Below are 25,665 nucleotides of genomic sequence, written 5' to 3' on the forward strand. Positions count from 1 at the left end.
CCATCACGGCCTGACTGCGGCACCCGATGAGCGAACACGAACACCCCACCGACGGCGCGACCGGCGACGGACTGGCCCTGCAGGAGGCCAGGCCCAAGGTCCGCAAACCCCCGCTTTACAAGGTCGTCGTGCTCAATGACGACTACACGCCCATGGACTTCGTGGTCCAGGTGCTCCAGCGCTTCTTCGGGCTGTCCCACGACAAGGCCACCACGATCATGCTGCACGTGCACACGCGGGGACGAGGCGTGGCAGGCGTCTACACCTACGAGATTGCCGAAACCAAGGTCGTCATGGTCAATGACTACGCTCGAGAGCACGAACACCCCCTGCAGTGCACGCTCGAAGAGGCCGGGGACTGAAATCGCCTCGGGCAGAACGTGACGTTCCGCACGCATTGGTGGCCTTAGGATGATGCGCTGCCGTTGCGGCTTCATTCACGAACGCCCGAGGGGAATCATCCTGCGGCATACTGGTCTCAAGAGCAGGCGCCGCAAAGCGAGTTGAAGGACCGATCATGTTCAGCAAAGATCTCGAACTGTCCATCTCACAGGCCTACCACACGGCCCGCAGCAAACGACACGAGTTCCTGACCGTCGAGCACCTGCTGCTGGCGCTGCTGGACAATCCGTCGGCCCGCGATGTGCTGGACGCGTGCAGCATCGACATCAAACGGCTGGGACACGACCTCAGTCAGGTCCTCGACGAGACCATTCCGGTGCTCTCTGCCGGCGATCAGCGCGACACGCAGCCGACCGTCGGCTTCCAGCGCGTACTTCAGCGCGCGCTCTATCACGTGCAGTCCGCCGAGCGGAAGGAAGTGCTGGGCGCCAACGTTCTGGTCGCCATGTTCGGAGAAAAGGACTCGCACGCCGTCTATCTGATGGGTCAGCAGGACCTGTCGCGCCTGGACGTCGTCAATTTCATTTCCCACGGCATCAGCAAGAAGGGCGATGCCGTCGAGCCCTCGGCGGCCGAAGCGAAGAGCGAAGCAGAGGCCGGAGGCGAGGACAGTTCGGCCCTGTCGGCCTACGCCATCAATCTGAACGAACGAGCCCGCGAGGACCGCATCGATCCCCTCATCGGCCGCGACATGGAAGTCGAGCGAACGATCCAGATTCTCTGCCGTCGGCGCAAGAACAATCCGCTCTACGTCGGCGAGTCGGGCGTGGGCAAGACGGCGCTGGCCGAGGGCCTGGCGCGCCGGATCGTCGAGGGCGACGTACCGGACATCCTCAAGGACGCGGAAATCTGGTCACTGGACCTGGGTGCGCTGCTGGCGGGCACCAAGTACCGGGGTGACTTCGAGAAGCGCCTCAAGGCGGTGCTGGCCGAACTCAAGGCCCGGGAGAAGTCGATTCTCTTCGTCGATGAGATCCACACCATCATCGGCGCCGGCGCCGCCTCCGGCGGGGTCATGGACGCCTCCAATCTGATCAAGCCGGTGCTCGCCAACGGTGAGCTGCGCTGCATCGGGTCGACCACCTTCGAGGAATACCGAGGCGTGTTCGAAAAGGATCGCGCTCTGGCCCGGCGCTTCCAGAAGATCGATATCGTCGAGCCCTCCGTGGGCGAGACGATCGAGATCCTGAACGGGCTCAAGCATCGCTTCGAGGAGCACCATGGCGTGCGCTACCTGCCCGAAGGCCTGGAGGCCGCCGCCACCCTGTCCGCGCGTCATATCAATGACCGGCACCTGCCGGACAAGGCGATCGATGTGATCGACGAAGCGGGCGCCCGCGAGCGCCTGAAGCCGGAAAGCGAGCGTGTCGAGGCGATCGGCGTCCATGAGATCGAGGAAGTCGTGGCCCGGATGGCGCGGATTCCGCCGCGTCAGGTGTCGCGCTCGGATCGGGATGCGCTCAAGACCCTGGAGCGCGACCTGAAGATGGTCGTGTTCGGACAGGATGACGCCATCACGACCCTGGCCTCGGCGATCAAGATGTCTCGCTCCGGCCTCGCCGATGCCGATCGGCCGATCGGAAGCTTCCTGTTCGCCGGGCCCACCGGCGTCGGCAAGACCGAGATCACCCGCCAGCTGGCCCTGACCCTGGGCATCGAGCTGATCCGCTTCGACATGTCGGAATACATGGAGGCGCACACGGTCTCGCGCCTGGTCGGTGCGCCGCCGGGCTACGTCGGTTTCGACCGCGGTGGCCTGCTGACCGAAGCCGTCACCCAGACCCCGCACGCCGTGCTGCTGCTGGATGAAATCGAAAAGGCCCACCCCGACGTCTACAACCTGTTGCTGCAGATCATGGACCACGGCAAGTTGACCGATGCGAACGGGCGTTCGGCGGACTTCCGCAACGTGATTCTGGTCATGACCACCAATGCCGGGGCGGCCCTGATGCATCGCCGCGGGATCGGCTTCACCCGGGCCGATCATTCGACCGACGGCATGGAGGCGATTCGTCGCCAGTTCACCCCGGAGTTCCGCAATCGCCTGGACGCGATCATCCAGTTCCGGCCATTGCCCTTCGAGGTAATTCTGAAAGTCGTCGACAAGTTCCTGATGGACCTGGAAAACCAGCTGGCGGACAAGGGCGTGACCCTGGACGTCGACAGCGCGGCCCGGAACTGGCTGGCCGAGCATGGCTTCGATGAACAGATGGGCGCCCGTCCGATGAAGCGCGTGATCCAGGACGCGATCAAACGGCCCCTGGCCGACCAGTTGCTGTTCGGGGAGCTGGCCGAGCGGGGTGGCAGGGTGAGCGTGTCGCTGAATCCGGCCGGGGACGGCCTGGATCTCGAGGTCGATGCAACGGTGGGCACGGATCTGGCACCCACCGAGCCCGAGGCGGGCTGATTATTTCATCCGGTAGGTGATGCGGCCCTTGCTCAGATCGTAGGGCGTCATCTCGACCTTGACGCGATCGCCGGTCAGGATGCGGATGTAGTTCTTGCGCATGCGGCCGGAGATATGGGCCGTGATGATGTGTCCGTTGTCGAGCTCGACACGGAACATGGTGTTGGGCAGGGTATCGAGGACCTTGCCCTCCATTTCGATATGATCGTCTTTCGGCATGACCTTCCAGGGTTCGGGGAAAACCGCGCTATTGTGCCAGCTTTGGCGTGAGACGCAAGTGCCTGAATCGCCTCAATCGGGAATCCGATCCGGCGTTCGGAGCTGCTCCGGCCGGAAGCCCTGCCCGATTCGGTAGTACAGCTCCCCGCCCGTCGTGCCGCTTTGCTCCAGGTGTCGATGCTCGAGCGGGCCGAGCCTGATCAGGGCCTGTTCCAGCCAGGGCTCGTCGATCAGCTTCGGGCTTCGATTGAACAACAGGACCGGGCGGTCGGGATCGGTCGTCTCGTCGAACCAGTATTCCCACATCGAACCGCTCATGCCGATCAGGTTCTGGCCGGTCAGATGCTCGAAGCCGCGGTCTCGGTACTGCCAGGCCAGTGCGGCCGCGCCACTCCACTTCGTCGTCGAGGCAATGATCGGCTGCTGGCCGGTCTGCGCCTCGATCTCCCGTTCGATCGCCTGGATTTCGGACGCGGCTTCCTGCCAGCTCAGGTAACCGGTGCCGAAATCCGTCATCCGCAAGCCCGGCAGACCCAGGGTCAGGGCGTGCAACAGCAGGCCATAGGCCAGTACCAGCACCAGAATGCTCGGCACCCAGGCCGCGGCGAGACGGTGCTGCCAGGACGGGCGCTGCGCGGCTTCGGGCTCGGTGCCCGGCGGGCTGAGCAGGGCGGCGATCATCGGCAGCAGGGCGATCCAGGCGGGCAGGGTCCAATGGAACTTGACCACGGTGAACAGACCGTAGACCAGAAAGAAGCCAAGGGGGACCGCGGTCATGATCACCATGAAGCGCCGCTTGCGCGGATCGGGTGCGAGGCGCCTGCCCACCGGGCCCAGTGCGATGAATCCGGCGATCGCGACCACCGGTGACAGCAGCAGGAGGGCGTAGACGATCACCAGATGGCTGGCGAACTCCGGGTTCTCGAACAATCGGCGGGTGCTCTGGAACCAGAGCGAGGCCCATTGGTTCTCTGCGTTCCAGACCAGCACGGGGCTGACGATCAGGGTGGTCAGCAGCACGGCCAGATAGGGTTCCGGGCGCCTGAACCAGTGCCAGCAACGTCGGTCTCCGAGCATGAAGATCAGCCCGGCCAGGGCGAGCAGGGCGATGCTGTACTTCGACAGCAGGCCGATGCCCATGGCCAGGCCGAGCCCGATGAAGGCCGCGGGCGAGTCGTCGATCAGGGCGCGCTTGAAGCAATACAGGGCGCCGACCCAGGCCAGCAGCATGGAGGCGTCCGGCGTCATCAGCAAGCCGGAGAGCGAAAAGAAGGGCAGGACCGTCACCGCCAGCACGCCCATCAGGCCGGCGGTCCTGCCGCCCATGGTGGCGCCGTACAGGTAGACCAGCCAGGCGGTGACCAGGGTCAGAGGGATCAGCATCAGGCGCACGCCGAAGATCGTGTCGCCGGCGATCCGGGTGCCGGCCGCGATCAGCCAGGCGACCAGGGGCGGGTGGTCCAGGTAGCTCAGGTCCGGGCGCTGGCTGTAGACCCAGTAGTACATCTCGTCCGGAATCAGCGCGACGTGGCCCATGTACAGGAGTCGCAGGATGACCACGTAGAGCAGCAGCCCCAGGATCGCCAGATGCCACCGCACGCGCGGGACGATGCCCGAGGCGGTCGAAGCGAAGACGTAGAAGGCCGAGCCCAGATAGTTGACGCCCGCGGTCACCACGATGGCCGGCACGATCGCGGCCATCGGTGACAGGCCGAGCACGTCGACCAGCAGGACCAGCACGCCGCCGCGGATCATCAGCGCCATGACGGCGACGATGAAGAAGCGCAGATAGCGCAATGGCAGGGACAGTTCGGCCTGGGCGTCTCCGCGGAAGGTCCAGCGGTAGTTGAGCGCGAAATTGGTCAGGGTGGCGACGACGAAACTGGCCATATGGGCCGTGCCGAGCCGGGCCTGCTGCCCGATCAGGGCCTGGAAGATCAACAGGTCGACCAGCATCCCGCTCAGGCCCACCAGGATGAACTTGCCGGCACTGCTGCCCGACACGCGCCCCCCGGCCAGATAGGTCAAGCGCTTGAGGTAGGTCAGCTGCTGCTTCAGGCCAAGCTTGGAGCGGCCCTTCTGGCGGTCCTCGAAGCGGATCGGGACTTCTTCCGTGCGCAGTGAATCGCCGCCCTGGACCAGTAGTTCGAGAAGGATCTTGTAGCCGGCCGCGTGACCCGGCAGGGCGAGCAGGCGCTCACGGCGCGTGGCGAAGAAGCCCGCCATCGGATCACGCACCTCGGTGAAGGGCCAGGCCAGAGCCGTGGCCAGGCCCGAGGCCAGATGACGGTGGATCGGCCAGCCTTCGGTGGCGCCACCGGGCGCGTGCCGCGATCCGACCGTGAGATCGCAACGGTTCTCCAGCAGGGGGCGGAGCAGGGCGCCGATGCGCTCCGGCGGATGCGAGCCATCGGCATCCATCACCACGACCCACTCGCCCCGAGCCTCCCGGGCGCCATCGAGGACCGATCCGGACAGGTCGCGGGGGCCCTGGCGCTCGATCACCCGCACCGGATGCCGGTCGCTCCACTTCCTCGCCAAGGCCGCGGTGCCATCCTCGGAGGCATCGTCGACCACCAGGGTCTCGAAGGAAATGTCCTCGGGCATGCTGGCCAGGATTCGCTCGATCAATTCCGAGATGCTGTCGGCCTCGTTGAGCGTGGGCACCACGATCGATGCGCGTGGGGCGGCCGGGTTGGACGGCGAAGCGGAGGACATGGCTGAGGCTGGGTCGCGAGCATCGGGTCTGGGTTCAAGGCGCTATTGTCCCCGATTCGCTGCCTGCTCGCGGGTCCCCGTGATCGAGCCCGTGGGGCGCTTGGAGGGCTCTTTCGAACTCGAGTTGAATTCAGTTCACGAAATGCTTGACAAGCGCTTCGATCCGACTAAAATGTGCGGCCTTGATTGCGGGAATAGCTCAGTTGGTAGAGCACAACCTTGCCAAGGTTGGGGTCGCGAGTTCGAGTCTCGTTTCCCGCTCCAGATTCTTTCAGGGCCCCGGATTCCGGGGCCTTGTCGTTTCCGGGGGCTGCCCCCGGGGCCCATCTTGGGCTAGAATGTCAGCGTCATCGGCTAGGTGGCAGAGTGGTTATGCAGCGGCCTGCAAAGCCGTGTACCTCGGTTCGACTCCGGGCCTAGCCTCCAGTATCCTGAACGGGCCGGCAGATCGCAGGATCTGCCGGCCTGCTTCGTTCCAGTGCCTGTCCTTCCCGCCCGGATGGCGAAATTGGTAGACGCAAGGGACTTAAAATCCCTCGGGGGCAACCCCGTCCCGGTTCGAGCCCGGGTCCGGGCACCATTCTTTCGCTGGCTTCAGATCACGAATTGCGCGCGATGGCGCTTGTGCTGCGCGTGGAGTTTCCTGAGAAAGTCGCGGGTTTCGTCGTTCTCGCTCATGTCATAGGCCATCGCCGTGATGGTCGGAATCAGATTCGATCGTTGGTCATCGATGTCCAGTAGCAGGTCCCGGAAGCGGTCGGCCAGGCGCCAACGCACGATGTCGGCACCGGCCTGATCGGTCATCGGAAGAATCATCAATGGGGTGGCCTGCTCGGGGTCGAGTGCGCCGATCAGATCCAGGTCTCTGAGTTGCTCGATCAGCTGTCGATAAAGGGCGGGGAGCAGGGTTTCGAGGTCGCCGGCTTCGACGCGGCGAAGCCGGCCGTCCTCGAATCGGATGGCTTCGACGCTGAACAGGATGACTGAGAAGGGCGTGCGGTAGCGCTTCGTGCTCTTGATCTCCCGGGTCAGGAAGAAGGCCGTATTGGCGGGGCTGAGAATGCGCTGTGGCAGTTCAGCCCGGCGCCTGCTCGGAGGCGTTTCTGCCCGCGGCTCGTCCTGACGGTCCGCCACGGCGGTGGCGCTCGGTTCCGATAGGGGATCAGGCCCGGCATCGGGGGGCGGATCGACGTGCTGCGTCGATGGCAAGCTCGTCCCTCCTGACGCTGGGTCGGTCGTTTGACTGTTGAGTTGGGCGCGGAGCCGTTTGCTGAGCTCTTCACCCAGGCCATGGCGGTCGAGTGCTTCGATCAGCTCGCGTTGGACGCGATCGAGTTGCCGGCCGGTGGCGTTGTCCGACCCTGTTGCCGCCGAGGACGGCGAGAGTGAAAGCTGTTCGCTGACCCTCTCGATGTAATCGGTAAAGGCCTGAGAGAGCTGGCTCTGGTCATCGACACCGGCCCGCCGGAGTTCGGAGGCGATCACGATCAGACGCGCGGCTTCCTCGGGGTCCTCGCGAATCTGACCGACGATTTCATCCAGATCCATGCCCAGCTGGTCTGCCCCGTGTTCCATCGCGCGAAGCAGATGGTCGGCCCGGAACTCGCCGGACAATTCGTGGATCAGCCGGCCGTACTCCTTCAGACTCATGCCTTCGGCCATCAATCCCAGCTTGAGCTGGGGCATGAGACGCTTGAGTTCCCGTGCATCGGGAATCATGCGACTGATGATCTGAGCCATTCTGCGGGGGGAGAAGTGGTCCCCCCGATACTCCTCTCGCATCAGACGGACCAGGGTCGAGTAGGTCAGCTGGTCGACTTCGTCGAGCATCCCCGGCTCGGCCTCCATCAGCACGTCGAGATCGCGTGCCTCGGCCTGTTCGTTGCGCAAGCGCCGACGCAGCCCGTCGACTGCGCTGAGGAGGGCGTCGGGCGATTCGACGCCGAAGTCCAGGTGACCCTTTTCGATCTGCTCGATCAGTGTCCGCAGTCCGTGCACGATCCTTTCCCGCTCCTTTGCCTGGCCGCTGGATTCCGCAGGTGCCGAGCGGTCACCGTCCGCTTCGATCAGGCGGGCGATTTCCAGCATGCGCGCGAGGGGACTGTCGTCCTTGTTCGACGACGCTGCTACCGGCTGGATTTCGCCGGAGGAAACGACCTGTTCATCGGCCGTGACCTTTCGAAAGGTCACGTAATTGAGACGAATGCTGGTGACTCCGGTCTGCTCCAGGGCAGCTTGCAGGGCAGGCGTGTCCGAAAAGCGATCGGGATCGCGCAGGAGCCCGAGCAAGGCGCTCAGTGCGGCGGCGTCGAGCTTGTCGTCGAAACTGATCGACTGCAGGCCGAGCTGGTTCAGCAAGGTGATCAGGCGTCTCGGGTTGAAGCGATCGCCGACCGGTTGACTCTCGACGAACAGGCTGCCGCGGTCGAGGAGCAGGGTCAGTGGCGAGGCGAGCGCCCATGACTGCTTCAGGGTCTGCAGCAGGGAGTCGACGCTTCGCCCGCTCATCGGATGCTCGAGACCGTAGCCGTTGACGGTCGTGAAGGCGGCGTTGAACTGCCTTGCGATCAGTTCCGCGTCCCGCTGTGTCAGGCTATCGGCCACGGCTCAGCTCCACGCTTCCATGAGGGCGTCGGAAAAGTGCTTGGCGGTCTGGAACCGGCGCTCCGGTCGGCTCGCCATGGCGCGCAGCACGATGCGCTCGATCGCCGGCGTGATGCGGGGATGGCACTCGCTGGGGCGTTGCAGCAGAAACGTGTCGGGTTGCTGGATCTTGCGGACGAGAATCTTGCGAGCGTCTTCCTTCCGGACCGGCAGCTTGCCGGCCAGGAGCTGAAGAAGGATCACGCCGACGGCGTACAGGTCCGTGCGATGGTCCGTGTCCTTGGCTGAGGCCTGTTCCGGGGAGACGTAGATCGGCGTGCCGACGACCCGACCCTGCGCCGCGTATTCGGCCTGCTTGGCCTTGGCGATACCGAAATCGGCGATCAGGAGTCGGCCTCGACGGTTCTCGATCAGCAGATTGGCGGGTTTGAGGTCCTGGTGGATGACGCCGGCCTCGTGGGCCGCCTCCAGACCGGCAAGCATTTCCAGCGTCAGGCGCTGCACGTGGTTCATCGGCATCAGGCGGCGCGCCGGCACCGGGTGCCGTGCGAGCTTGCTCAGGATCTGGCGCAGGTCCTGTCCGTCGACCAGCTGCATCACCTGGAAGAAGTACTCGTCGTCTTCGCCGGTGTCGAAGATGGTGATCAGGTTGGGATGATCGAGAATGGCCACCGTCTCGGCTTCGTCCCGGAACTGCTGCTGGGCCAGCTGGGTTTCGGCCAGCGCCTTGGGCAGCAGCTTGATCGCCACCTGCCGTTTCAGGGTGCGCTGGTAGCCGATGAACACTGCGCCCATGGCGCCGCGGCCGAGTTCGCGCATGATCACGTAGTTGCCGAACTCGCGGCCGATCGCGCTGCTGTAGTCGAATTTCTTGATGTCCGACATGCCCGGCTGGTCCAAGACGCCCACTGAATCCATGACTATATCAATTGCTGTGCCCCGCCGTGCCCATCGGTCAGCCTGACGGCTCGGAGCAAAGTCCGTACACTTGGCGCCGGTTTGCCTTTTTTAGGACATTCGATGCCCATTCGCATTGCACTCAATTCGGAGATCGGCCCCCTGGATACGGTGGTCGTGCACACGCCGGGACAGGAAATGGAGAACATGACCCCGGAAACGGCCGCCGAGGTGCTCTACGACGACATCCTGAGCCTGCCGCTGGCCCTGCGCGAGCATCAGCAGCTCACCGGCGTGCTGAGCAAGGTGGCCCAGGTCGTCGAGTTCAGGACCCTGCTGGCCGAGGTTCTGGAGCAGGACCATGTCCGACGCTCCCTCGTCGTCGAGCTGGTCAGCCTCTACGACTGCCACGAGCTGCGCGACGATCTCCTCGATCTGCCGTCCGAGGTGCTGGCCCGGCAGCTGATCGAAGGCACGCCGAAGCTGAGTATCAGCCTGGAAAAGTTTCTCAGCCCGACGCCCTACGCCATTCCACCCTTACCGAACACCTTCTTCACGCGCGATGCAACGATGTGCCTGAACGACCGGGTGATCATCGGATCGATGGCCTACAAGGCGCGCGTGGCCGAAGCCTTGCTGCTCAAGGCCATGTTCAAGCACCACCCCGACATCGGTTCGCGGGGCTTCTACTTCGATGGCACGGAGAATCGTGATTCGGAGGTGACCATCGAAGGCGGGGACCTGCTCGTCATTCGCGAGGACCTGGTCGTCATCGGCTACTCCGAGCGGACCTCGCTGGCCGGCATCGATCAGTTGATGCGCTCCATTGCCAGCCAGGGGCCGGTCCGTAACTTCATCGTCGTCGAGATTCCCAAGACACGGGCCACAATCCACCTGGACATGATCTTCACCATGGTCGATCGCGACAAGTGCGTGGTCTTCCCGCCGCTGATCACCGGCCCCCATCGCTGCCGTGCCTTCCATTGCCGCTTCGACCGTGGCGATCAGGCCAGCATCCGCGAGTACGCATGCGTACTGGAGGCCCTGAGCGCGCTCGGGGTGGATCTGGAGCCCGTGCCCTGCGGTGGTTCGGAGCAGTTCAACCAGGAGCGCGAGCAGTGGGCCAGCGGCGCCAACTTCTTCGCCTTCGGGCCCGGCCAGATCGTCGGGTATGCGCACAACCAGCACACCGTCGAGGCCCTGTCGAAGGCCGGATTCAATGTCGCCGAGTCACGAGAGGTCATCTCGGGTCAGCGCGTGATCGACGCCGGGGAACGGGTGGTGGTGACCATCGATGGGGCGGAACTGTCGCGCGGCGGCGGTGGCTGCCGTTGCATGACCATGCCGCTGGCCCGCCGGGAGCTGGACTGACCGGCGTCGAGCAGGAACCAGTGACCAGGCAGCGACCCCCAACAAGGCTTCGGGGTCGTTACAATACTCGGTTTGACTCAGGCCCGAGCCGATCATGGAACAGACCGCACTGAAGACCCTGCACGATGACCTGGAGCGCCGCGTTGCTGCGCTTAGGGGGTATCTTTGACTACGATGGCAAGGTAGAACGCCTCGAAGAAGTCACCCGGGAACTCGAAGATCCCACGGTCTGGGATGATCCAGAAAACGCGCAGGCCCTGGGCAAGGAACGCTCCGAGCTCGACCGTTCGGTCAGCCTCCAGCGCACGGTGATCGACGGCGTTCGTGACGCCGGCGAGCTCCTTGAAATGGCCCTGGCCGAAGACGACGAAGACACCCTGGACAGCGTCGGTGAGGACCTGAAACGCCTGGAGCGCCTGGTCGGGGAGCTGGAATTCCAGCGCATGTTCTCCGGCGAAATGGACACGCGTCCCTGCTACATCGACATCCAGGCCGGCTCCGGCGGCACCGAAGCCCAGGACTGGGCCGAAATTCTCCTGCGCATGTACCTGCGCTGGGCCGAATCCCGGGGCTGGAAGGCCGAGCTGGTCGAAGTCTCGGCCGGGGACGTGGCGGGCATCAAGTCGGCGACCATCCATGTCGAGGGGGATCATGCCTTCGGCTGGTGCCGGACCGAGACCGGAGTCCACCGTCTGGTTCGCAAGTCGCCCTTCGACTCGGGCAACCGCCGCCACACCTCCTTCGCCAGCGTGTTCGTCTCGCCCGAGGTCGATGACAACATCGACATCGAGATCGACCCCTCCGATCTGCGCGTCGACGTCTATCGGGCCTCGGGCGCCGGCGGTCAGCACGTCAACCGGACCGAATCGGCCGTCCGCATCACCCACCTTCCCAGTGGAATCGTGGTGCAGTGCCAGACCGACCGCTCGCAGCACAAGAACAAGGACCGGGCCATGGGCCAGCTGCGCGCCAAACTCTACGAAATGGAGCTGCAGAAGCAGCGCGAGAAGGCACAGGCCGCCGAGGACGAGAAGGCCGACATCGGCTGGGGCAGTCAGATTCGGAACTACGTGCTCGATCAATCCCGAATCAAGGACTTGCGCACGGGCCTCGAACGCACCGACACGCAGAAGGTGCTCGATGGCGACCTCGACGAGTTCGTTGCCGCCTCACTGAAAGCCGGACTGGAATAAGCCAATGACCGATGTCAACAAGACCGATGGCGAGCTCGCCGTCGACGACAACCGCCTGATCGCCGAGCGGCGCGAGAAACTGCACCAGCTGCGCGAGCAGGGCCAGGCCTATCCCAATGACTGGCGGACCGACCAGACGGCCCGCAGTCTGCACCGGCGTTTCGAGGATGCCGAGCGCTGGGACCAGGCCGCGCTGGAAGGTCTGGGCGAGACCTTCCGACTGGCCGGGCGCATCATGAGCCGTCGGATCATGGGCAAGGCGGCCTTCGTGCACATCCAGGATGGGTCGGGTGAGCGCATCCAGATCTATCTGCGTCGCGATGATCTGCCCGAGGGCGTCTATCAGAGTTTCAAGTCCTGGGACATCGGCGATCTGATCGGCGTGGCCGGGCAGGCGATGCGCACGCGGACCGGTGAGCTCAGCGTCCACGCCAGCGAGCTGCGCCTTCTGGTCAAGTCGCTGCGCCCGCTGCCGGAAAAGTGGCACGGCCTGACCGATCAGGAGACCCGCTACCGCCAGCGCTACGTGGACCTGATCGTCAATCCCGAAGTGCGTCAGACCTTCGTGCGTCGCTTCGAAGTCATCCGTGCGATTCGCCAGTTCATGGACGCCCAGGGTTTTCTCGAGGTCGAAACGCCGATGATGCACCACATTCCCGGTGGCGCCACGGCGCGGCCCTTCGTGACCCATCACAACGCTCTGGATCTCGACCTCTACCTGCGCGTCGCGCCGGAGCTGCACCTGAAGCGGCTCGTGGTCGGTGGCCTCGAGCAGGTCTACGAGATCAACCGGAATTTCCGCAACGAGGGCGTCTCGACCCGGCACAACCCCGAGTTCACCATGCTCGAGTTCTACTGGGCGCACGCCGACTACCATGACCTGATCCGACTGACCGAGCAGATGCTGCAATCCGTGGTGGCGATCCTTCCCGGCATCGAGGGTGGCAAGGTCGAATACCAGGGTCAGGTGCTCGATTTCTCGGGCCACTTCCGCCAGCTCAGCGTGACCGAAGCGGTGCTGAAACACTTCCCGGAGCTCGAAGCCAAGGACGTTCGCGATGTGGAGCGTCTGCGCGAGGTCTGCCGCGCCAAGGACATCCACGTCGAATCGTCCTGGGGCTGGGGGCGCCTGTTGATGGAGCTGTTCGAGGCGCGCGTCGAGGACACCCTGATCCAGCCCACCTTCGTGACCGGCTACCCGGTCGAGGTGTCGCCCCTGTCGCGTCGCAATGACGAGGATCCGGAACTGGCCGACCGCTTCGAGCTGTTCATCGCCGGGCGCGAGATCGCCAACGGCTTCTCGGAGCTGAACGATCCCGAAGACCAGGCCGAGCGTTTCCGCGCCCAGGTCGAGGCCCGGGACGCCGGAGACGCCGAGGCCATGCACTTCGATCACGACTACATCCGCGCGCTCGAATACGGCATGCCGCCGGCGGCGGGCGAGGGCGTGGGCATCGATCGCCTGGTGATGCTGCTGACCGATTCGCCATCGATCCGCGACGTGCTGCTGTTCCCCTACCTGCGACCGGAAAGCGCGCCGGGCTCCTGAGCCCGGGCGCGGCCGCGACTCCAGCCCGATTCCACTCCGATCACCGTGCCCGGGCGCACCGTCGCCCGGCGCTGACATCCAGCTCGCTACACTTTGCTCATGTCTATATTCGATGTTCTGGTCATCGGGGCCGGCTGGTCCGGCCTGACCGCAGCCCAGGCTCTTTCCGCCAAGGGCTTGAAGCTCGCCGTGCTCGAGAAGGGCCGGGGGCCGGGCGGACGCTGTGCCACCCGGCGTCAGGGCGGTTTCTCCTTCGATCACGGGACCCAGTACTTCACGGCGCGCTCCAGCGGCTTTGCACGACAAGTCGATGCCTGGGTCCACGATGGCCTGGTCGAGACCTGGACGCCACGGATCCGGACCTTCGGTCAGCGTCCCGCCGATGCGGGCTCGAGCCCCGATCGGCGCCTGGTCGCCGCCCCGGGCATGAATTCGGTGCTGTCCAGCCTGGCCTCCGGACTTGACTGCCGCTTTGGCCAGCGTGTCATCTCAATGCGCTACGAAGGCGATTGGACCGTGGTCCTGGACAGCGGCGAGCAACTCCAGGCGCGCGCCGTGGTATTGACCGCACCCCCGGCCCAGGCCGCCGATCTTCTCGGTGCCGAGCATCCACTCTCGCAACGCTTGCGGCAGGTGCCGATGGAGCCGACCTGGGCCCTGATGGTCGGCTTCGACGCGCTCCCGGACCCGGGCTTCGACGCGGCCTTCGACAACGACGGCCCGTTGGCCTGGCTGGTCGCGAATTCCAGCAAACCGGGTCGCTCCGCCTGCGCCTGGGTCGCCCATGCCGATCTGGCCTGGAGCCGTGCACACCTCGAGGATGATCGCGACCTGGTGGCTGAACAACTGCTCGAGGCCCTCGCTCTCAGACTGGATCTCGGCCGCCTGCGTCCCGAGTTCTGCACCGCCCATCGCTGGCGCTATGCGCAGAGTTCCGCGCCCCTGGATGTCGGTTGTCTCTGGCAGCCGGATCAGAGGCTGGCCCTGGCGGGGGACTGGTGTGCCGGGAACCGTGTCGAAGGGGCCTGGTCGAGCGGGCGCCAGGCGGCCGAGCAGCTGTCAGCCGTTCTCTGAGGCTTTCGACCAGGGCAGGGGGCGTTGATCGACGCTTGTGAGCTCGACGTCGCCTGCTTCACCAGGAAGCAGCTCGAGCAGGCTGACGCCGGCCGCATCCAGACGAACCGCGCTGCCCTTGTCGGCTCGCCAGTCGCCCAGCACCACCCGGTGGCCGGGCTCGCCGTCGAAGTCCAGGTCATGAATCGCCGGTCGGTGCGTATGGCCGTGAATCAGCAGTCGGACCCCGTGTTCGAGCATGCAGTCTTCGACGGCCTGCGCATTGACGTCCATGATCGCGGCCGGCTTGTTGCGGTTGCGGCGCTGGCTCAGGGCTCGAGCCAGTCGAGCCAGCAACCGCCGGAACCAGATCGGGCGGGCGAGCATGCGGGCCTGCCATTCGGGGTTCCTGACGCGCTTGCGAAAGCGCTGGTACTCCTCGTCATCGGTGCACAGACCGTCGCCGTGCAGCAACAGCACCACGCCACCGGCGAGCTCGAGGAGAACGGGCGCTTCCAGCAGTGTCATGCCGGCGTGCTCGCAGTACGCAGGTCCCAGCAGAAAGTCCCGATTGCCGGCCAGGAAATGCACGGCCACGCCATGATCGCCCAATTCGCGCAGTGCGGTGGCCACGGCAGCCGCGGGCGGCAGCATGGCATCGTCGCCGATCCAGGCTTCGAAGAGATCACCGAGGATGTAGAGGGCGCGGGCCTCGCGGCCCGGCCCGGAGAGAAAGTCCAGCAGCAGCTTGGTGGTGCCGGACCGATCGCCGTCCAGATGCAGGTCGGCGATCAGATAGACGGGACGATCACTCAGGGATTTCGACCCGCTCGATGATCACGTCCTCGACCGGGACGTTCTGGTGCATGCCTCTGGAGCCGGTGGCGACCTGGCGGATCGCATCGACCACGTCCATGCCGTCGACCACGCGGCCGAAGACCGCATAGCCCCAGGTCTGACCCGAGTGCTTGGAGCGGTGGTTCAGGAAGGCGTTGTCGGTCACGTTGATGAAGAACTGCGAGGTGGCCGAATGCGGGTCGTTGGTCCGTGCCATGGCCAGGGTGCCGCGGTCGTTCGACAGGCCGTTGTCGGCCTCGTTGTCGATCGGCTCACGGGTGGCCTTCTGGTTGAAGTCCGTATCGAAACCGCCGCCCTGGATCATGAAGTTGGAAATGACGCGGTGGAACAGGGTGCCGTCGTAGTGGCCGTCGCGGGCATACTGGAGGAAGTTCTCGACGGACTTCGGCGCGGCATCTTCGAACAGCTCGATGGTGATGGCGCCATGGTTGGTGTGCAGGATCACTTGCGGATACTCCTTCGGTTCGGTCTCGGTTTCGGCCTCGGCTGCCATTTCCTCGGTCTGGCTCCAGGCCAGAACGGGCAGCAGCAGAGCAACGATCAGTGACAGGATTCGCATGACTGGAATTCACTCCGGTGCGGGTCTGAAACGGCTGCCAATGATACTGGATTCGTTTCTTCGTCGTGCGCACGCATTAAACTAGACCGATGAGCAGCATTCTCCCTATCGACAGCCCCTTCGAGGCCCCCGAGAACGGCTTCCAGGCCATTCGTTTCGACGGGCGCGTGTTTCACCTGCTGGATCAGCGGGAACTGCCGGCCCGCGAGCGCTGGCTGCAGCTCGATGATCTGGACTCGGTGATCGCCGCGATCCGCGATCTGGCCGTTCGCGGCGCCCCCGCCATCGGCATCACGGCAGCCTACGGCGCGGTGATCCGCGCCCGGGAAGTCGGGCTGGAGCGAGGCCCCTGGCTCGAAGGCATGGCCCGCCTGGAAGCTGCTCGTCCAACGGCGGTCAACCTCAGCTGGGCGGTGGCGCGGATGCGTCGGGCGGCGGGTGAGGCGGAGCGAGTCGATCTGGCGCGACTCGAAGCCGAGGCACGCGCCATCCACGCCGAAGACATCGCCGCCAACCAGGCCATGGCGCGGGCCGGCGGCTCGGAAATCGGTGCCTGCCGTGGCATCCTGACCCACTGCAATACCGGGTCCCTGGCCACCGGGGGCGTCGGGACCGCCCTTGGCGTGATCATCCAGGCCGCGAAGGATGGCCGGGTCGAGCGCGTCTTCGCGGACGAAACGCGCCCCTGGCTGCAGGGCTCGCGTCTTACTGCCTGGGAACTGGCCCGCGCCGGCGTCGAGGCCAGGGTGCTGGTGGAAGGGGCGGCCGCGGCGCTGATGGCCGCCGGTGAGGTGCAGTGGGTGGTGGTCGGTGCCGACCGCATCGCCGCCAACGGGGATGTGGCCAACAAGATCGGCACTTACGCACTGGCCGTTCTGGCCCGCCACCATGGGGTGAAGATGATGGTGGTCGCACCGTCCTCGACGCTCGATCCGGCCATGGAGAACGGCCAGGGGATCGAAATCGAGCAGCGCGCGGCCGACGAGATCTGGGCGGCCGCGGGCCTGACGGAAGCACCGGCCGGCTTTGCGGCCTGGAATCCGGTCTTCGACGTCACGCCGGGTGAATTGATCGACTGCATCGTGACCGAGCAGGGCGTTCATCGTCCGCCCTATGATTTCTCGGGTGCTCGCTGACCGATTGCGCTCGTCGTCGATCTATAATTGCCGGCTGGATTTCCACCGGATAGAGCGATGAGCGAATTTCGTACCGAACGCGACAGCATGGGCGAGCTGCAGGTGCCCAGCGAGGCCCTGTGGGGCGCCCAGACCCAGCGCGCCGTCAACAATTTCCCGATCAGCGGCCGCCCGATGCCGGCGCCGTTCATTCGTGCCCTGGGCCTGATCAAGCGGGCCTGTGCCGAAGCCAACCGCGATCTCGATCTCCTCGACGCCGAGCTGGCCTCGGCGATCATTGCTGCCGCAGGCCGTGTGGCCGACAACGAGTTCGATGCGCACTTCCCGGTGGACGTCTACCAGACCGGCTCGGGCACGAGCTCGAACATGAACGCCAACGAGGTCATCGCCACGCTGGCCCGCCAGGCCGGTGCGGAGCAAGTGCACCCGAACGATCACGTCAACATGAGCCAGAGCTCCAACGACGTGATTCCGACCGCAATCCAGGTCAGTGGCTGCCTCGGCGTGGCCGAACAGCTGCTGCCATCGATCAAGCACTTCCGTCAGGTGCTGGACCAGCGCGCCGAGGAGCTGGCGGGCGTGGCCAAGACGGGTCGGACCCATTTGATGGACGCCATGCCGGTCACCCTGGGTCAGGAACTGGCGACCTGGAGCCAGCAGATGGCCAGCGCCGAACAGCGGCTCGGTGACGCCCTGTCCCGGATGCGGCGCCTGCCGCAGGGCGGCACGGCGGTCGGCACGGGCATCAATGCCCATCCTGAATTCGGCGGCCGCGTGGCCGCTCATCTGGCCTCGGCCACCGGCTTCGAGTTCGAGTCGGCCGACAACAAGTTCGAAGGCATCGCCACCCAGGACGCGGCGGTGGAACTGTCCGGCCAGCTCAAGACCCTGGCGGTCAGCCTGATGAAGATCGCCAATGACCTGCGCTGGATGAATTCCGGCCCGCTGGCCGGCCTGGGTGAGATCGAGCTCGAAGCCCTGCAGCCGGGCAGCTCGATCATGCCGGGCAAGGTCAATCCGGTGATTCCGGAGGCCGTGTGCATGGTCGCAGCCCGGGTGATGGGCAACGACAGCACGATCACCGTCGCCGGCCAGGCCGGCAACTTCCAGCTCAACGTCATGCTGCCCCTCGTCGGCGCCACTCTGCTCGAGAGCATCGGCATCCTCGGCAACGCCATTCGTCTGCTGGCCGACCGTGGTGTGGCCACCTTCAAGGTGCGCGAGGACACCCTCAACCAGGCGCTGGCTCGCAATCCCATCCTGGTCACCGCACTCAATCGGGTCATCGGCTACGAAAAGGGCGCGGCCCTGGCCAAGCAGGCCTACAAGGAAGGGCGTTCGATCCTGGATGTGGCCGAAGAGATGACCGACCTGTCCCGCGCCGAACTGGAAACCCTTCTCGATCCTCTCAAGTTGACCGACGGCGGGCTCTGAGCCGAGTCGAATGGGACGCTGGCGCCCGCCGGTCCGGCCCTCGAGCCCGTACATCACGGCCGAGGGCCATCGCCGTCTGCAGGACGAGCTCAAGACCCTGTGGGTCGAACGGCGTGAAGTCGTCGCCGCGGTCACTGCGGCGGCGGCGGAGGGCGACCGCTCCGAGAACGCCGAGTACATCTACCGCAAGAAGCAGCTGCGGGGCATCGATGGTCGAATCCGCTACCTCCAGAAGCGACTCGATGTCGTCGAAGTCGTGCGCCAGCGTCCGGCCGATCCCGAGCGCGTGTTCTTCGGCGCTCGGGTCCGTCTGGCCGAGGCGTCGGGCCAGGAGGTGCAGTACCGCATCGTGGGTGCCGACGAGACGGATGCCCAGCAGGGCTGGATCTCGATCGACTCGCCGGTCGCGCGGGCGCTGCTCGGTCGGCGTCTGGACGAGGAGGTGGACGTACCGACGCCCTCGGGACCGCGCCGGCTGCTGATCGTCGACATCGCCTACGCTTGAACCCGCCTTGTTCACCACCCGTTCTACTGCGGCAACACCAGGCCCCGCATCAGCGACGTTTCGCTCGGTCGCGAAACGCGGCGGGTACAGGACCTGACAGCGCCTCGCAACGAACGGGTGGTGAACAAGGCGGCTTGAAAAGCGGTTCTGACCGACCCATCTTTCATTTCGAGGTCGCCGCAAGGGGCCTCGCCACTCGCCCGGCCGGGAATCCGGGGGGCGAATCCAAGAAACCGAAACAAGACCGATTGCTTCCAAGGAGGATACGGTTATGACCACGTTCGATCTTTCACCCCTGTACCGCACGGCCATCGGCTTCGACCGCCTGGCTGACATGCTCTCGTCGGCCGCTCGCGTCGATTCCGGCGCCAACAGCTATCCGCCCTACAACATCGAGTCGCTGGGCGAGGATCGCTACCGCATCACGATGGCGGTGGCTGGCTTCGCGCAGAACGAGCTCAGCATCGAAACCGAGCGCAACACCTTGACCATTGCCGGCGCCAAGACGGAAAGCGAATCCAGCGAGCAGGGCGAATTCCTGCACCGCGGAATCGCCACCCGCAGCTTCGAACGGCGCTTCCAGCTGGCCGATCATGTCGAAGTGTCTTCGGCCCGCCTGGAGAACGGTCTCCTGCACATCGAGCTGAAGCGTGAGCTGCCCGAGCAGATGAAGCCGCGCAAGATCGAGATCGGCAGCGGCACCAGCCGCCTGATCGAAGGCGAGCGCGACGCCAAGGCCGCCTGATCCAGCCCGACTCTCCATGGGTACGGGGGCACCCGGTCGGGTGCCCCTTTTTGTGTACGATACTTCGATGAGTGAATCGGTCCGATCCTTTTCGCCGATGATGGCCCTGTACCCCCTGTGGCAGTGGCTGGTCTTCGTGCCTGTCGCCGTGTTGGCCACCCTGGTCGGTGCCAGCCTGGCCGTGCCCACGGCGCTGCTCGTTTCACCCCGCCTGGCCAACATCTACATCGCCGTGCCCTGGTGCCATGTCCTGGCTTTCTTCGCCCCGGTGCGCGTCGATGTCGAAGGGCTCGAACACGTCGATCGGGATCAGAGCTATGTGGTCGTGGCCAATCACCAGAGCCAGTTCGATATTCCCGTGATCTACGGCTTCTGCGGGCTCGATCTGCGCTGGGTCATGAAGGCCGAGCTCGGCAAGGTGCCGTTCATCGCCCAGGGCTGTCAGGCCATCGGCCATATCTTCGTCGATCGCAGTGATCCCGATCAGGCGCGCTCGGCGATCAATCGAGCGGTCGGGCGTTTGAAGCAGGGCACCGGCATCCTGTTCTTCGCCGAGGGCACCCGCAGTCGCTCGGGCCAGTTGCTGGCCTTCAAGAAAGGGGCCTTCCGGGTCGCGATCGACCAGCAGATGCCGATTCTTCCGATGACCGTGGTCGGCACTCGCGACGTGATGCCGGCCGACTCGATCCGCATCCGGCCCGGTCGGACCCGTCTGGTGATTCACCCACCGATCGAAACCGAGGGCATGGGCATCGAAGATCTTCGTGCCCTGCGAGATCGAGTGCGAACGACCATCGGTAGCGCGCTCGAGCCCCTGGACGGTCCCTGATCCATGCAGCTGCACGTCCCCGACCCCGACTACACGGGCTCCCCCCGGGCCATACGCAGCTTCTGGCTCGCGGTCCGTCTCGTGGTCGGCCTGCTGATCGTGATCTGGGCCGTGTTCGGCTTCGAGCGCCTGATGGCCATCGATCTGACCCAGTTCGGGCTCCGTCCGCGCGAGTTGGCGGGCCTCCTCGGACTGGCGACCACGCCGCTGCTGCACGGCAATTTCAGTCACCTGATGTCCAACACCCTGCCGCTGTTCGTCGGCGGGGTGGCGATGCTCTTCCTGTACCCGGTGGCAGCCCTGCGAGCCTTTCCCCTGATCTACGTGGGCAGTTCGGGCCTGGCCTGGTTGTTCGCTCGCTCGAGTCTGCACATCGGCGCCAGTGGTCTGATCTACGGAATTCTGGCCTTCGTCTTCGTGTCGGGCCTGATCCGTCGAGACCTGCGTTCGGTCGGGGTGTCGCTGATGATCTGGTTGCTCTACGGTTCGATGATCTGGGGCGTGCTCCCGACCGGCTCGGGAACGAGCTGGGAGCTGCATCTGAGCGGCGCCGCGGTGGGCCTGGTGCTGGCCTTTCTGCTCGAGCGTCACGATCGGCCGCCGCTCAAGCGCTACGATTGGGAGGACGAGTCCGAGTTCGAAGAGGGCGAGGACGAGCAGCCCTGGCGGGACTGGCACTGAGCGGGCCGCGACCGCTTTCCAAACGAGGAATTCGAAATCATGGCAAGACGTCTGCTGTCGATCCTGTTGGCCTTGGTGATCGTGATCATCCTGGTGGGCTTCTTCCTGCCGCGCGAAGTCACGGTGCAACGCACGCGCCTGATCGATGCGCCGCCGGAACGGGTCCACGCCGTGCTGGAGGACCTGCGCTACTTCAGCCAGTGGTCGCCCTGGTATGCGCGCACGCCGGACGCCGGCTACCGCCTGGAGGGGCCATCCTCCGGTCCGGGCGCGACCCTGAGCTGGCAGGACGAGCGCGGCAGCGGCGCCGGTCGCCTCTGGATCGTGGCCAGCCAGGCGCCGGAATCCATCGACCTGAAGCTCGAGCTCGGCGACACCGAGGCGGACAATTTCTTTCGCATTGGGCCTGCCGACGGGGGCAGCTCGGTGACCTGGGGCATGCGCATGCGTTTCGGCACCTTCGACCTGACCGGGCGCTACATCGGACTGATGCTTCCGAACCTGGTCGGCAATGATTACCGCGAAGGCCTGGATCGCCTGGCCGACTACCTCGACGCCTTCCCGGGCTCGATGCCCCCGGTTCCAGAGGGCATCGAAGCGAGCGACTTCCCGAGCCGTCCCGACGGCGGATCCTGATGCCGCCGCGTCTGCACGTCCTGGGGGCGGGGCGCGCCGCCAGAGTGCTGGCGCGCTGGCTGGCCGATGCCGGACAGTGCCGGATCGGGCAACTGGTCTGTCGGCGACGCGCATCGGCAGAATCCGCGGCCGCCTTCATCGGCCAGGGCCAGGTCGCAGTCCGTCCGGGACCGATGGCCGCCGACGATTGGCTGCTGATCGGGCTCCCCGATGACCTGCTCGATCAGCACGAGGTTCAGGAACTGCGAAGCCGGTCGGAGCAACCGATGCTGGCCTTTCATCTGTCCGGAGCGCGGTCGGCCGAGCTGATTCGAGGCGTGGCCCGGGAGGTCGCATCGCTGCATCCGGCTCGGGCCTTTGCCGATCCCGAGCGTGCCCTTGCGCAGATGCCCGGCACCTGGTTCACCGCCGAAGGCGATGACGCGGCCCTCGAGTGCCTGGGCGCCTGCATTCGCGCGGCCGGCGGGTGCTGGCAGACCGTCGAGGCCGAGGCCAAGCCTGCCTACCATGCCGCCACCGTCGTCGCCAGCAACTACCTGGTGACCCTGACGGGCCTGGCGCGTCGCCTGGCGGCCGAAGCGGGGCTGGCGCCCGAATCCGCGGCGGCCCTGATCGAGGTGCTGCAGCGTGGCACCCTGGCCAATCTAAGCGAGCGGCCGGCCGCTTCTGCCCTGACCGGGCCCATCGAGCGTGGGGACGCGGGCCAGGTGGAGCGTCTGCAGGCGGTCATGGAACAGGCCTGCCCGGATCGCGTCGGCCTGCTGCGCGAGTTGGGCCTGGCCACCCTGGAGCTGGCGATCGAGCGCCGAGGTCCGGGCTCGAAGGATGCGAAGATGCTCGAGACCTTTACCAGTCGCTCAGATTGACCTGGCCCAGGCGTTCGCACCACGGGCCGGTCAGATCCTCACGCCGGATTCCCTCCGTGACCACGGCCCGGAAGTCGGTGCCATCGAGCAGGCGAACGCCCATCGTTTCCAGATGCGGGTTCCAGATCTGACAATCGGCGAGCAGAAAGTCCCAGCTCTCCAGACAGCGCATCAGCACGGCCAGGGCGATCTTCGAGGCATCGCGCCGCCGATGGAACTTGGACTCGGCGAAGAACAGCTTGCCCAGCGCCACTCCGTACAGGCCGCCGATCAGCTCACCTTCCGTCGACAGTACTTCCAGGCTGTGCGCATGGCCGGCCCGATGCAGCGCCAGATAGGCGCTTTGCATGGCCGGGGTGATCCAGGTGCCGTTCTGGTCCCTGCGCGGGGCGGCGCAGGCGGCGACCACCTTGTCGAAGGCCTGATCGAGTCGGATCCGGAAATCCCCCTGTCGCAGCGTGCGCGCAAGGCGGCGGGGCAGGTGCCAGCCGCCCGGGATCATCACGGCGCGGGGTTCGGGTGACCACCAGAGAATCGGGGAGCCGTGCTCGTACCAGGGGAAGATGCCCAGTCGATAGGCATTGAGCAGTCGGGTCTGGCTCAGATCCCCGCCCCAGGCGACCAGGCCGTCGGGATGTCGGCAGGCCGCCGGATCGGGGAAGGGGGCATCGGGCTCTGGGCCGAGTTGGGGGATGAGGATACCGGACATGCCTGATGCGATTACGGTGGGGTCATTCGGCCGCTGTGGCGCCCGAGCCGATCGACTCCGCCATCGGGTTCAGCGCCTCCAGATGCTGACGATAGCGCATCATCGCCGCACCCTCGGCCTCGATGTGCCGGGCGATGGCCTGGCGCATGGCCGGGTGGCGAATAAGGTGGAAGGAGTGGGTCTTCTGCGGCAGGAAGCCGCGTCGGATCTTGTGCTCGCCCTGAGCGCCGGGCTCGAACCAGCGCAGACCGTTGCGAATGCAGTAGTCGATGCCCTGGTAGAAGCAGGTTTCGAAGTGGACGTCACGGGTGTCTTCCAGGCTGCCCCAGTAGCGGCCGTAGAGGCGCTCGCGATCCCGCCAGAAGATCGCGGCGGCTCGTGCCTGGCCATTCAGGATGGCCTTGCAGATGAGGAAGTCGGGCCCGAAGCTCTCAGCGACCCGCTCGAAGAAGGCCCGATTGAGCGAAGGCAGGTTGCCGTACAGGGCGAAGGTCGAGTGGTAGCAGCGTTCGGCCAGATCCAGATCGGCGGGCTGCATCTGCTCACCGGAGACCCACTCGAAGCGCCAGCCGGCCTCCTGCACCCGACGCCGCTCGGCGCGGATGTTCTTGCGAGGCTTCCTCTTCAGCATCGACAGGAAGTCCTCGAAATCACGGTAGCCGGGGTTGTGCCAGTGGAACTGCCAGTCGAAGCGCTCCAGCCACCCGGCTTCGCGCAACAGCTCGATGTCGTGCCGGTCGCAGAAATTGATCCCGGCCGAGGACAGGCGGTGGCTTTCAACCATCGTCTCCAGGGCCTGGATCAAGGTCCTGGCCGCGTCGGGATGCGATTCGGCACCGAGCAGGCGTGGGCCGGACACGGGGCTGAATGGGGCGCCCACCAGCAGTTTGGGATACCAGCTCAGGCCGGTCTGTTCGGCGGCCCGTGCCCAGGCCCAGTCGAACACGAATTCGCCGTGGCTGTGTTGTTTCAGGTAGGCGCTGGCTGCGGCCAGGGGCTGCCCCTGACCGTCCTCGACGAGGATGGGGCAGGGCTGCCAGCCGCTTCCCGGTTCGAGGCAGCCGCTGTCTTCGAGGGCGGCGAGAAAGCGCCAGTCCATGAACGGACCGGCATCGGGGCTCAGCGCATTCCAGGCAGCACGGGGCAGGGCGCCGATTCGCCCCGGTAGCAGTGTCCGTCGATCACTCGCCCTGTTCGTCAAGGAAGCGTTCGGCGTCGAGGGCGGCCATGCAGCCGAAGCCCGCGGAGGTCACGGCCTGCCGATAGACGTGGTCGGCGACGTCGCCGGCGGCGAACACGCCGGGCACGCTGGTCTGGGTGGCCATGCCCTCCAGGCCGGATCGAATCTGGATGTAGCCGTCCTTCATGTCGATCTGCTCGGCGAAGATCCGCGTGTTCGGATCATGACCGATCGCGATGAAGACCGCGTCCAGATCGAAATCCCGGGTGCTGTCGTCCTGAACGTGGCGAATGCGCATGCCGGTCACGCCGTCATCGTCGCCGAGCACCTCGTCGAGAACGTGGTTCCAGTGGATTTCGACCTTGCCTTCCTCGACGCGCTGGAAGAGGCGCTCCTGGAGGATCTTCTCGGCGCGAAGTTCGTCGCGCCGGTGCACCAGCACGACCTTGGAGGCGATGTTCGACAGATAGAGCGCTTCCTCGACGGCGGTGTTGCCGCCGCCGATCACGGCCACCGGCTTGTTGCGGTAGAAGAAGCCGTCGCAGGTGGCGCAGGCCGACACGCCGCGGCCCTTGAAGGCTTCTTCCGAGTCGAGGCCGAGGTAGCGTGCCGAGGCACCGGTGGCGATGATCAGGGCGTCGCAGGTGTAGATCCCGCTGTCGCCCTCCAGGCGGAAGGGGCGCTGGCTCAGGTCGGTCGTGTGGATGTGGTCGAAGATCATCTCCGTGTCGAAGGCCTCGGCATGCTTGAGCATCCGGGCCATCAACTCCGGACCCTGGAGATCCGGGTAGTCGCCCGGCCAGTTCTCGACGTCCGTCGTGGTCATCAGCTGGCCGCCCTGCTGGATGCCGGTGATGATGGCGGGCTCGAGGTTGGCGCGTGCCGCGTAGACCGCCGCAGTGTAGCCGGCCGGGCCGGAACCGAGGATCAGCAGGCGGAAATGACGGGTGTCGGCCATAGTATAATTTTCTCCAGTGATCGGACCAGTATCGACGGGTATAGGTAAGGTCGCCGGGAGGACAATCCAAGCAACGTAGCCCCAGTGCCGCAAGCGGCGGCCGGGCCGTCCATTATCCACATTTCGGGCCCTGGCCCAGTTTAGGAGACAAGCATC

General features: G+C 65.5%; 23 protein-coding genes and 3 tRNA genes. 17 read left to right on the top strand and 9 right to left on the bottom strand.

Annotated features, from left to right (window positions below; all coding sequences use genetic code 11):
- Nucleotides 1-26 precede the first annotated feature (26 nt).
- Nucleotides 27-362, top strand: a complete 336-nt coding sequence (gene clpS, locus WM2015_RS07170) for an ATP-dependent Clp protease adapter ClpS (RefSeq protein ID WP_049725404.1) — start codon at nt 27-29, stop codon at nt 360-362.
- A 155-nt stretch (nt 363-517) separates the two neighbouring features.
- A complete protein-coding gene (clpA, locus tag WM2015_RS07175; RefSeq protein ID WP_049725405.1) occupies nt 518-2,809 on the top strand; it encodes an ATP-dependent Clp protease ATP-binding subunit ClpA in 2,292 nt (763 codons plus the stop codon).
- On the opposite strand, the gene infA is transcribed toward clpA, so the two are convergent.
- Together infA and WM2015_RS07185 are read right to left on the bottom strand one after the other, a co-directional pair.
- On the bottom strand, nt 2,810-3,028 hold the full coding sequence (gene infA, locus WM2015_RS07180) for a translation initiation factor IF-1 (protein ID WP_049725406.1): 219 nt from the start codon (nt 3,026-3,028) through the stop codon (nt 2,810-2,812).
- Between the two features lie 72 nt (nt 3,029-3,100).
- Nucleotides 3,101-5,746, bottom strand: coding sequence for a glycosyltransferase family 39 protein (locus tag WM2015_RS07185; protein WP_049725407.1), 2,646 nt, complete (start codon nt 5,744-5,746; stop codon nt 3,101-3,103).
- A 188-nt stretch (nt 5,747-5,934) separates the two neighbouring features.
- Here WM2015_RS07185 and WM2015_RS07190 point away from each other — a divergent pair.
- The 3 genes from WM2015_RS07190 (at nt 5,935) to WM2015_RS07200 (ending at nt 6,326) form a co-directional block, all read left to right on the top strand.
- A tRNA-Gly gene (locus tag WM2015_RS07190) sits at nt 5,935-6,010 on the top strand.
- Nucleotides 6,011-6,098: 88 nt separating this feature from the next.
- Nucleotides 6,099-6,172 (top strand) — tRNA-Cys (locus WM2015_RS07195).
- 67 nt (nt 6,173-6,239) lie between these two features.
- Nucleotides 6,240-6,326, top strand: a tRNA-Leu gene (locus WM2015_RS07200).
- 14 nt (nt 6,327-6,340) lie between these two features.
- Here WM2015_RS07200 and WM2015_RS07205 read toward each other — a convergent pair.
- Complete coding sequence (locus tag WM2015_RS07205) at nt 6,341-8,350, bottom strand: hypothetical protein (protein WP_049725408.1); 2,010 nt, start codon at nt 8,348-8,350, stop codon at nt 6,341-6,343.
- A gap of 3 nt (nt 8,351-8,353) precedes the next feature.
- The gene (locus WM2015_RS07210) at nt 8,354-9,268 is read right to left on the bottom strand and encodes a serine/threonine-protein kinase (RefSeq protein ID WP_049725409.1); all 915 of its coding nucleotides are present in this window, start codon (nt 9,266-9,268) and stop codon (nt 8,354-8,356) included.
- A 102-nt stretch (nt 9,269-9,370) separates the two neighbouring features.
- Here WM2015_RS07210 and WM2015_RS07215 point away from each other — a divergent pair, with 102 nt between their 5' ends.
- The 4 genes from WM2015_RS07215 (at nt 9,371) to WM2015_RS07230 (ending at nt 14,434) form a co-directional block, all read left to right on the top strand.
- Nucleotides 9,371-10,618, top strand: coding sequence for an arginine deiminase (locus tag WM2015_RS07215; protein WP_049725410.1), 1,248 nt, complete (start codon nt 9,371-9,373; stop codon nt 10,616-10,618).
- A gap of 94 nt (nt 10,619-10,712) precedes the next feature.
- Nucleotides 10,713-11,811, top strand: a protein-coding gene (gene prfB / locus WM2015_RS07220) for a peptide chain release factor 2 (protein ID WP_156200974.1) whose coding sequence is annotated in 2 segments (ribosomal slippage) — nt 10,713-10,784 and nt 10,786-11,811 — 1,098 coding nt in all. Because the reading frame shifts where the segments join, the coding sequence is not laid out codon by codon here.
- 4 nt (nt 11,812-11,815) lie between these two features.
- A complete protein-coding gene (lysS, locus tag WM2015_RS07225) occupies nt 11,816-13,360 on the top strand; it encodes a lysine--tRNA ligase (RefSeq protein ID WP_049725412.1) in 1,545 nt (514 codons plus the stop codon).
- A gap of 99 nt (nt 13,361-13,459) precedes the next feature.
- On the top strand, nt 13,460-14,434 hold the full coding sequence (locus tag WM2015_RS07230; protein ID WP_049725413.1) for an NAD(P)/FAD-dependent oxidoreductase: 975 nt from the start codon (nt 13,460-13,462) through the stop codon (nt 14,432-14,434).
- Here the strand turns inward: WM2015_RS07230 and WM2015_RS07235 are convergent.
- Both WM2015_RS07235 and WM2015_RS07240 read right to left on the bottom strand, forming a co-directional pair.
- Nucleotides 14,420-15,229, bottom strand: coding sequence for a UDP-2,3-diacylglucosamine diphosphatase (locus tag WM2015_RS07235; RefSeq protein ID WP_183971377.1), 810 nt, complete (start codon nt 15,227-15,229; stop codon nt 14,420-14,422). The genes WM2015_RS07230 and WM2015_RS07235 overlap by 15 nt on opposite strands.
- Complete coding sequence (locus WM2015_RS07240) at nt 15,222-15,764, bottom strand: peptidylprolyl isomerase (protein WP_049727007.1); 543 nt, start codon at nt 15,762-15,764, stop codon at nt 15,222-15,224. Before WM2015_RS07240 ends, WM2015_RS07235 begins: the two co-directional genes overlap by 8 nt.
- Nucleotides 15,765-15,919: 155 nt before the next feature.
- Between WM2015_RS07240 and mtnA the strand changes: the two genes are divergently transcribed.
- From mtnA to WM2015_RS07280, 8 genes are all read left to right on the top strand, one after another.
- Nucleotides 15,920-16,966 carry an S-methyl-5-thioribose-1-phosphate isomerase gene (gene mtnA / locus WM2015_RS07245; protein ID WP_049725414.1) on the top strand — a complete coding sequence of 349 codons (1,047 nt, stop codon included), beginning with the start codon at nt 15,920-15,922 and terminating at the stop codon, nt 16,964-16,966.
- 57 nt (nt 16,967-17,023) lie between these two features.
- Nucleotides 17,024-18,400: a class II fumarate hydratase gene (locus WM2015_RS07250; protein ID WP_049725415.1), complete on the top strand. Its 1,377-nt coding sequence runs from the start codon at nt 17,024-17,026 to the stop codon at nt 18,398-18,400.
- Nucleotides 18,401-18,410: 10 nt separating this feature from the next.
- Entirely contained in the window at nt 18,411-18,905 is a 495-nt protein-coding gene (gene greB / locus WM2015_RS07255) for a transcription elongation factor GreB (RefSeq protein WP_049725416.1), read from the top strand.
- Between the two features lie 271 nt (nt 18,906-19,176).
- Nucleotides 19,177-19,650 carry an Hsp20 family protein gene (locus WM2015_RS07260; protein ID WP_049725417.1) on the top strand — a complete coding sequence of 158 codons (474 nt, stop codon included), beginning with the start codon at nt 19,177-19,179 and terminating at the stop codon, nt 19,648-19,650.
- 67 nt (nt 19,651-19,717) lie between these two features.
- Complete coding sequence (locus WM2015_RS07265) at nt 19,718-20,479, top strand: lysophospholipid acyltransferase family protein (protein ID WP_169751119.1); 762 nt, start codon at nt 19,718-19,720, stop codon at nt 20,477-20,479.
- 3 nt (nt 20,480-20,482) lie between these two features.
- A complete protein-coding gene (locus WM2015_RS07270) occupies nt 20,483-21,160 on the top strand; it encodes a rhomboid family intramembrane serine protease (RefSeq protein ID WP_049725419.1) in 678 nt (225 codons plus the stop codon).
- 39 nt (nt 21,161-21,199) lie between these two features.
- Entirely contained in the window at nt 21,200-21,796 is a 597-nt protein-coding gene (locus WM2015_RS07275) for an SRPBCC family protein (RefSeq protein ID WP_049725420.1), read from the top strand.
- Nucleotides 21,796-22,662, top strand: coding sequence for a DUF2520 domain-containing protein (locus WM2015_RS07280; protein WP_049725421.1), 867 nt, complete (start codon nt 21,796-21,798; stop codon nt 22,660-22,662). The genes WM2015_RS07275 and WM2015_RS07280 overlap by 1 nt, the downstream gene beginning before the upstream one ends.
- Here the strand turns inward: WM2015_RS07280 and aat are convergent.
- Genes aat through trxB form a run of 3 tightly spaced genes read right to left on the bottom strand, consistent with a single transcriptional unit; the run spans nt 22,643 to nt 25,509 of the window.
- Nucleotides 22,643-23,371, bottom strand: coding sequence for a leucyl/phenylalanyl-tRNA--protein transferase (gene aat, locus WM2015_RS07285; protein ID WP_049725422.1), 729 nt, complete (start codon nt 23,369-23,371; stop codon nt 22,643-22,645). The two genes, WM2015_RS07280 and aat, sit on opposite strands and share 20 nt — an antisense overlap.
- Nucleotides 23,372-23,393: 22 nt before the next feature.
- Nucleotides 23,394-24,572, bottom strand: a complete 1,179-nt coding sequence (locus tag WM2015_RS07290; RefSeq protein WP_082169545.1) for a GNAT family N-acetyltransferase — start codon at nt 24,570-24,572, stop codon at nt 23,394-23,396.
- Nucleotides 24,553-25,509 (bottom strand): thioredoxin-disulfide reductase, encoded by a 957-nt coding sequence (trxB, locus tag WM2015_RS07295; RefSeq protein ID WP_049725424.1) that lies wholly within the window; start codon nt 25,507-25,509, stop codon nt 24,553-24,555. The genes WM2015_RS07290 and trxB overlap by 20 nt, the downstream gene beginning before the upstream one ends.
- Between the last annotated feature and the right edge of the window lie 156 nt (nt 25,510-25,665).

The organism is Wenzhouxiangella marina (genome assembly GCF_001187785.1).
Taxonomy (GTDB): Bacteria; Pseudomonadota; Gammaproteobacteria; order Xanthomonadales; family Wenzhouxiangellaceae; genus Wenzhouxiangella; species Wenzhouxiangella marina.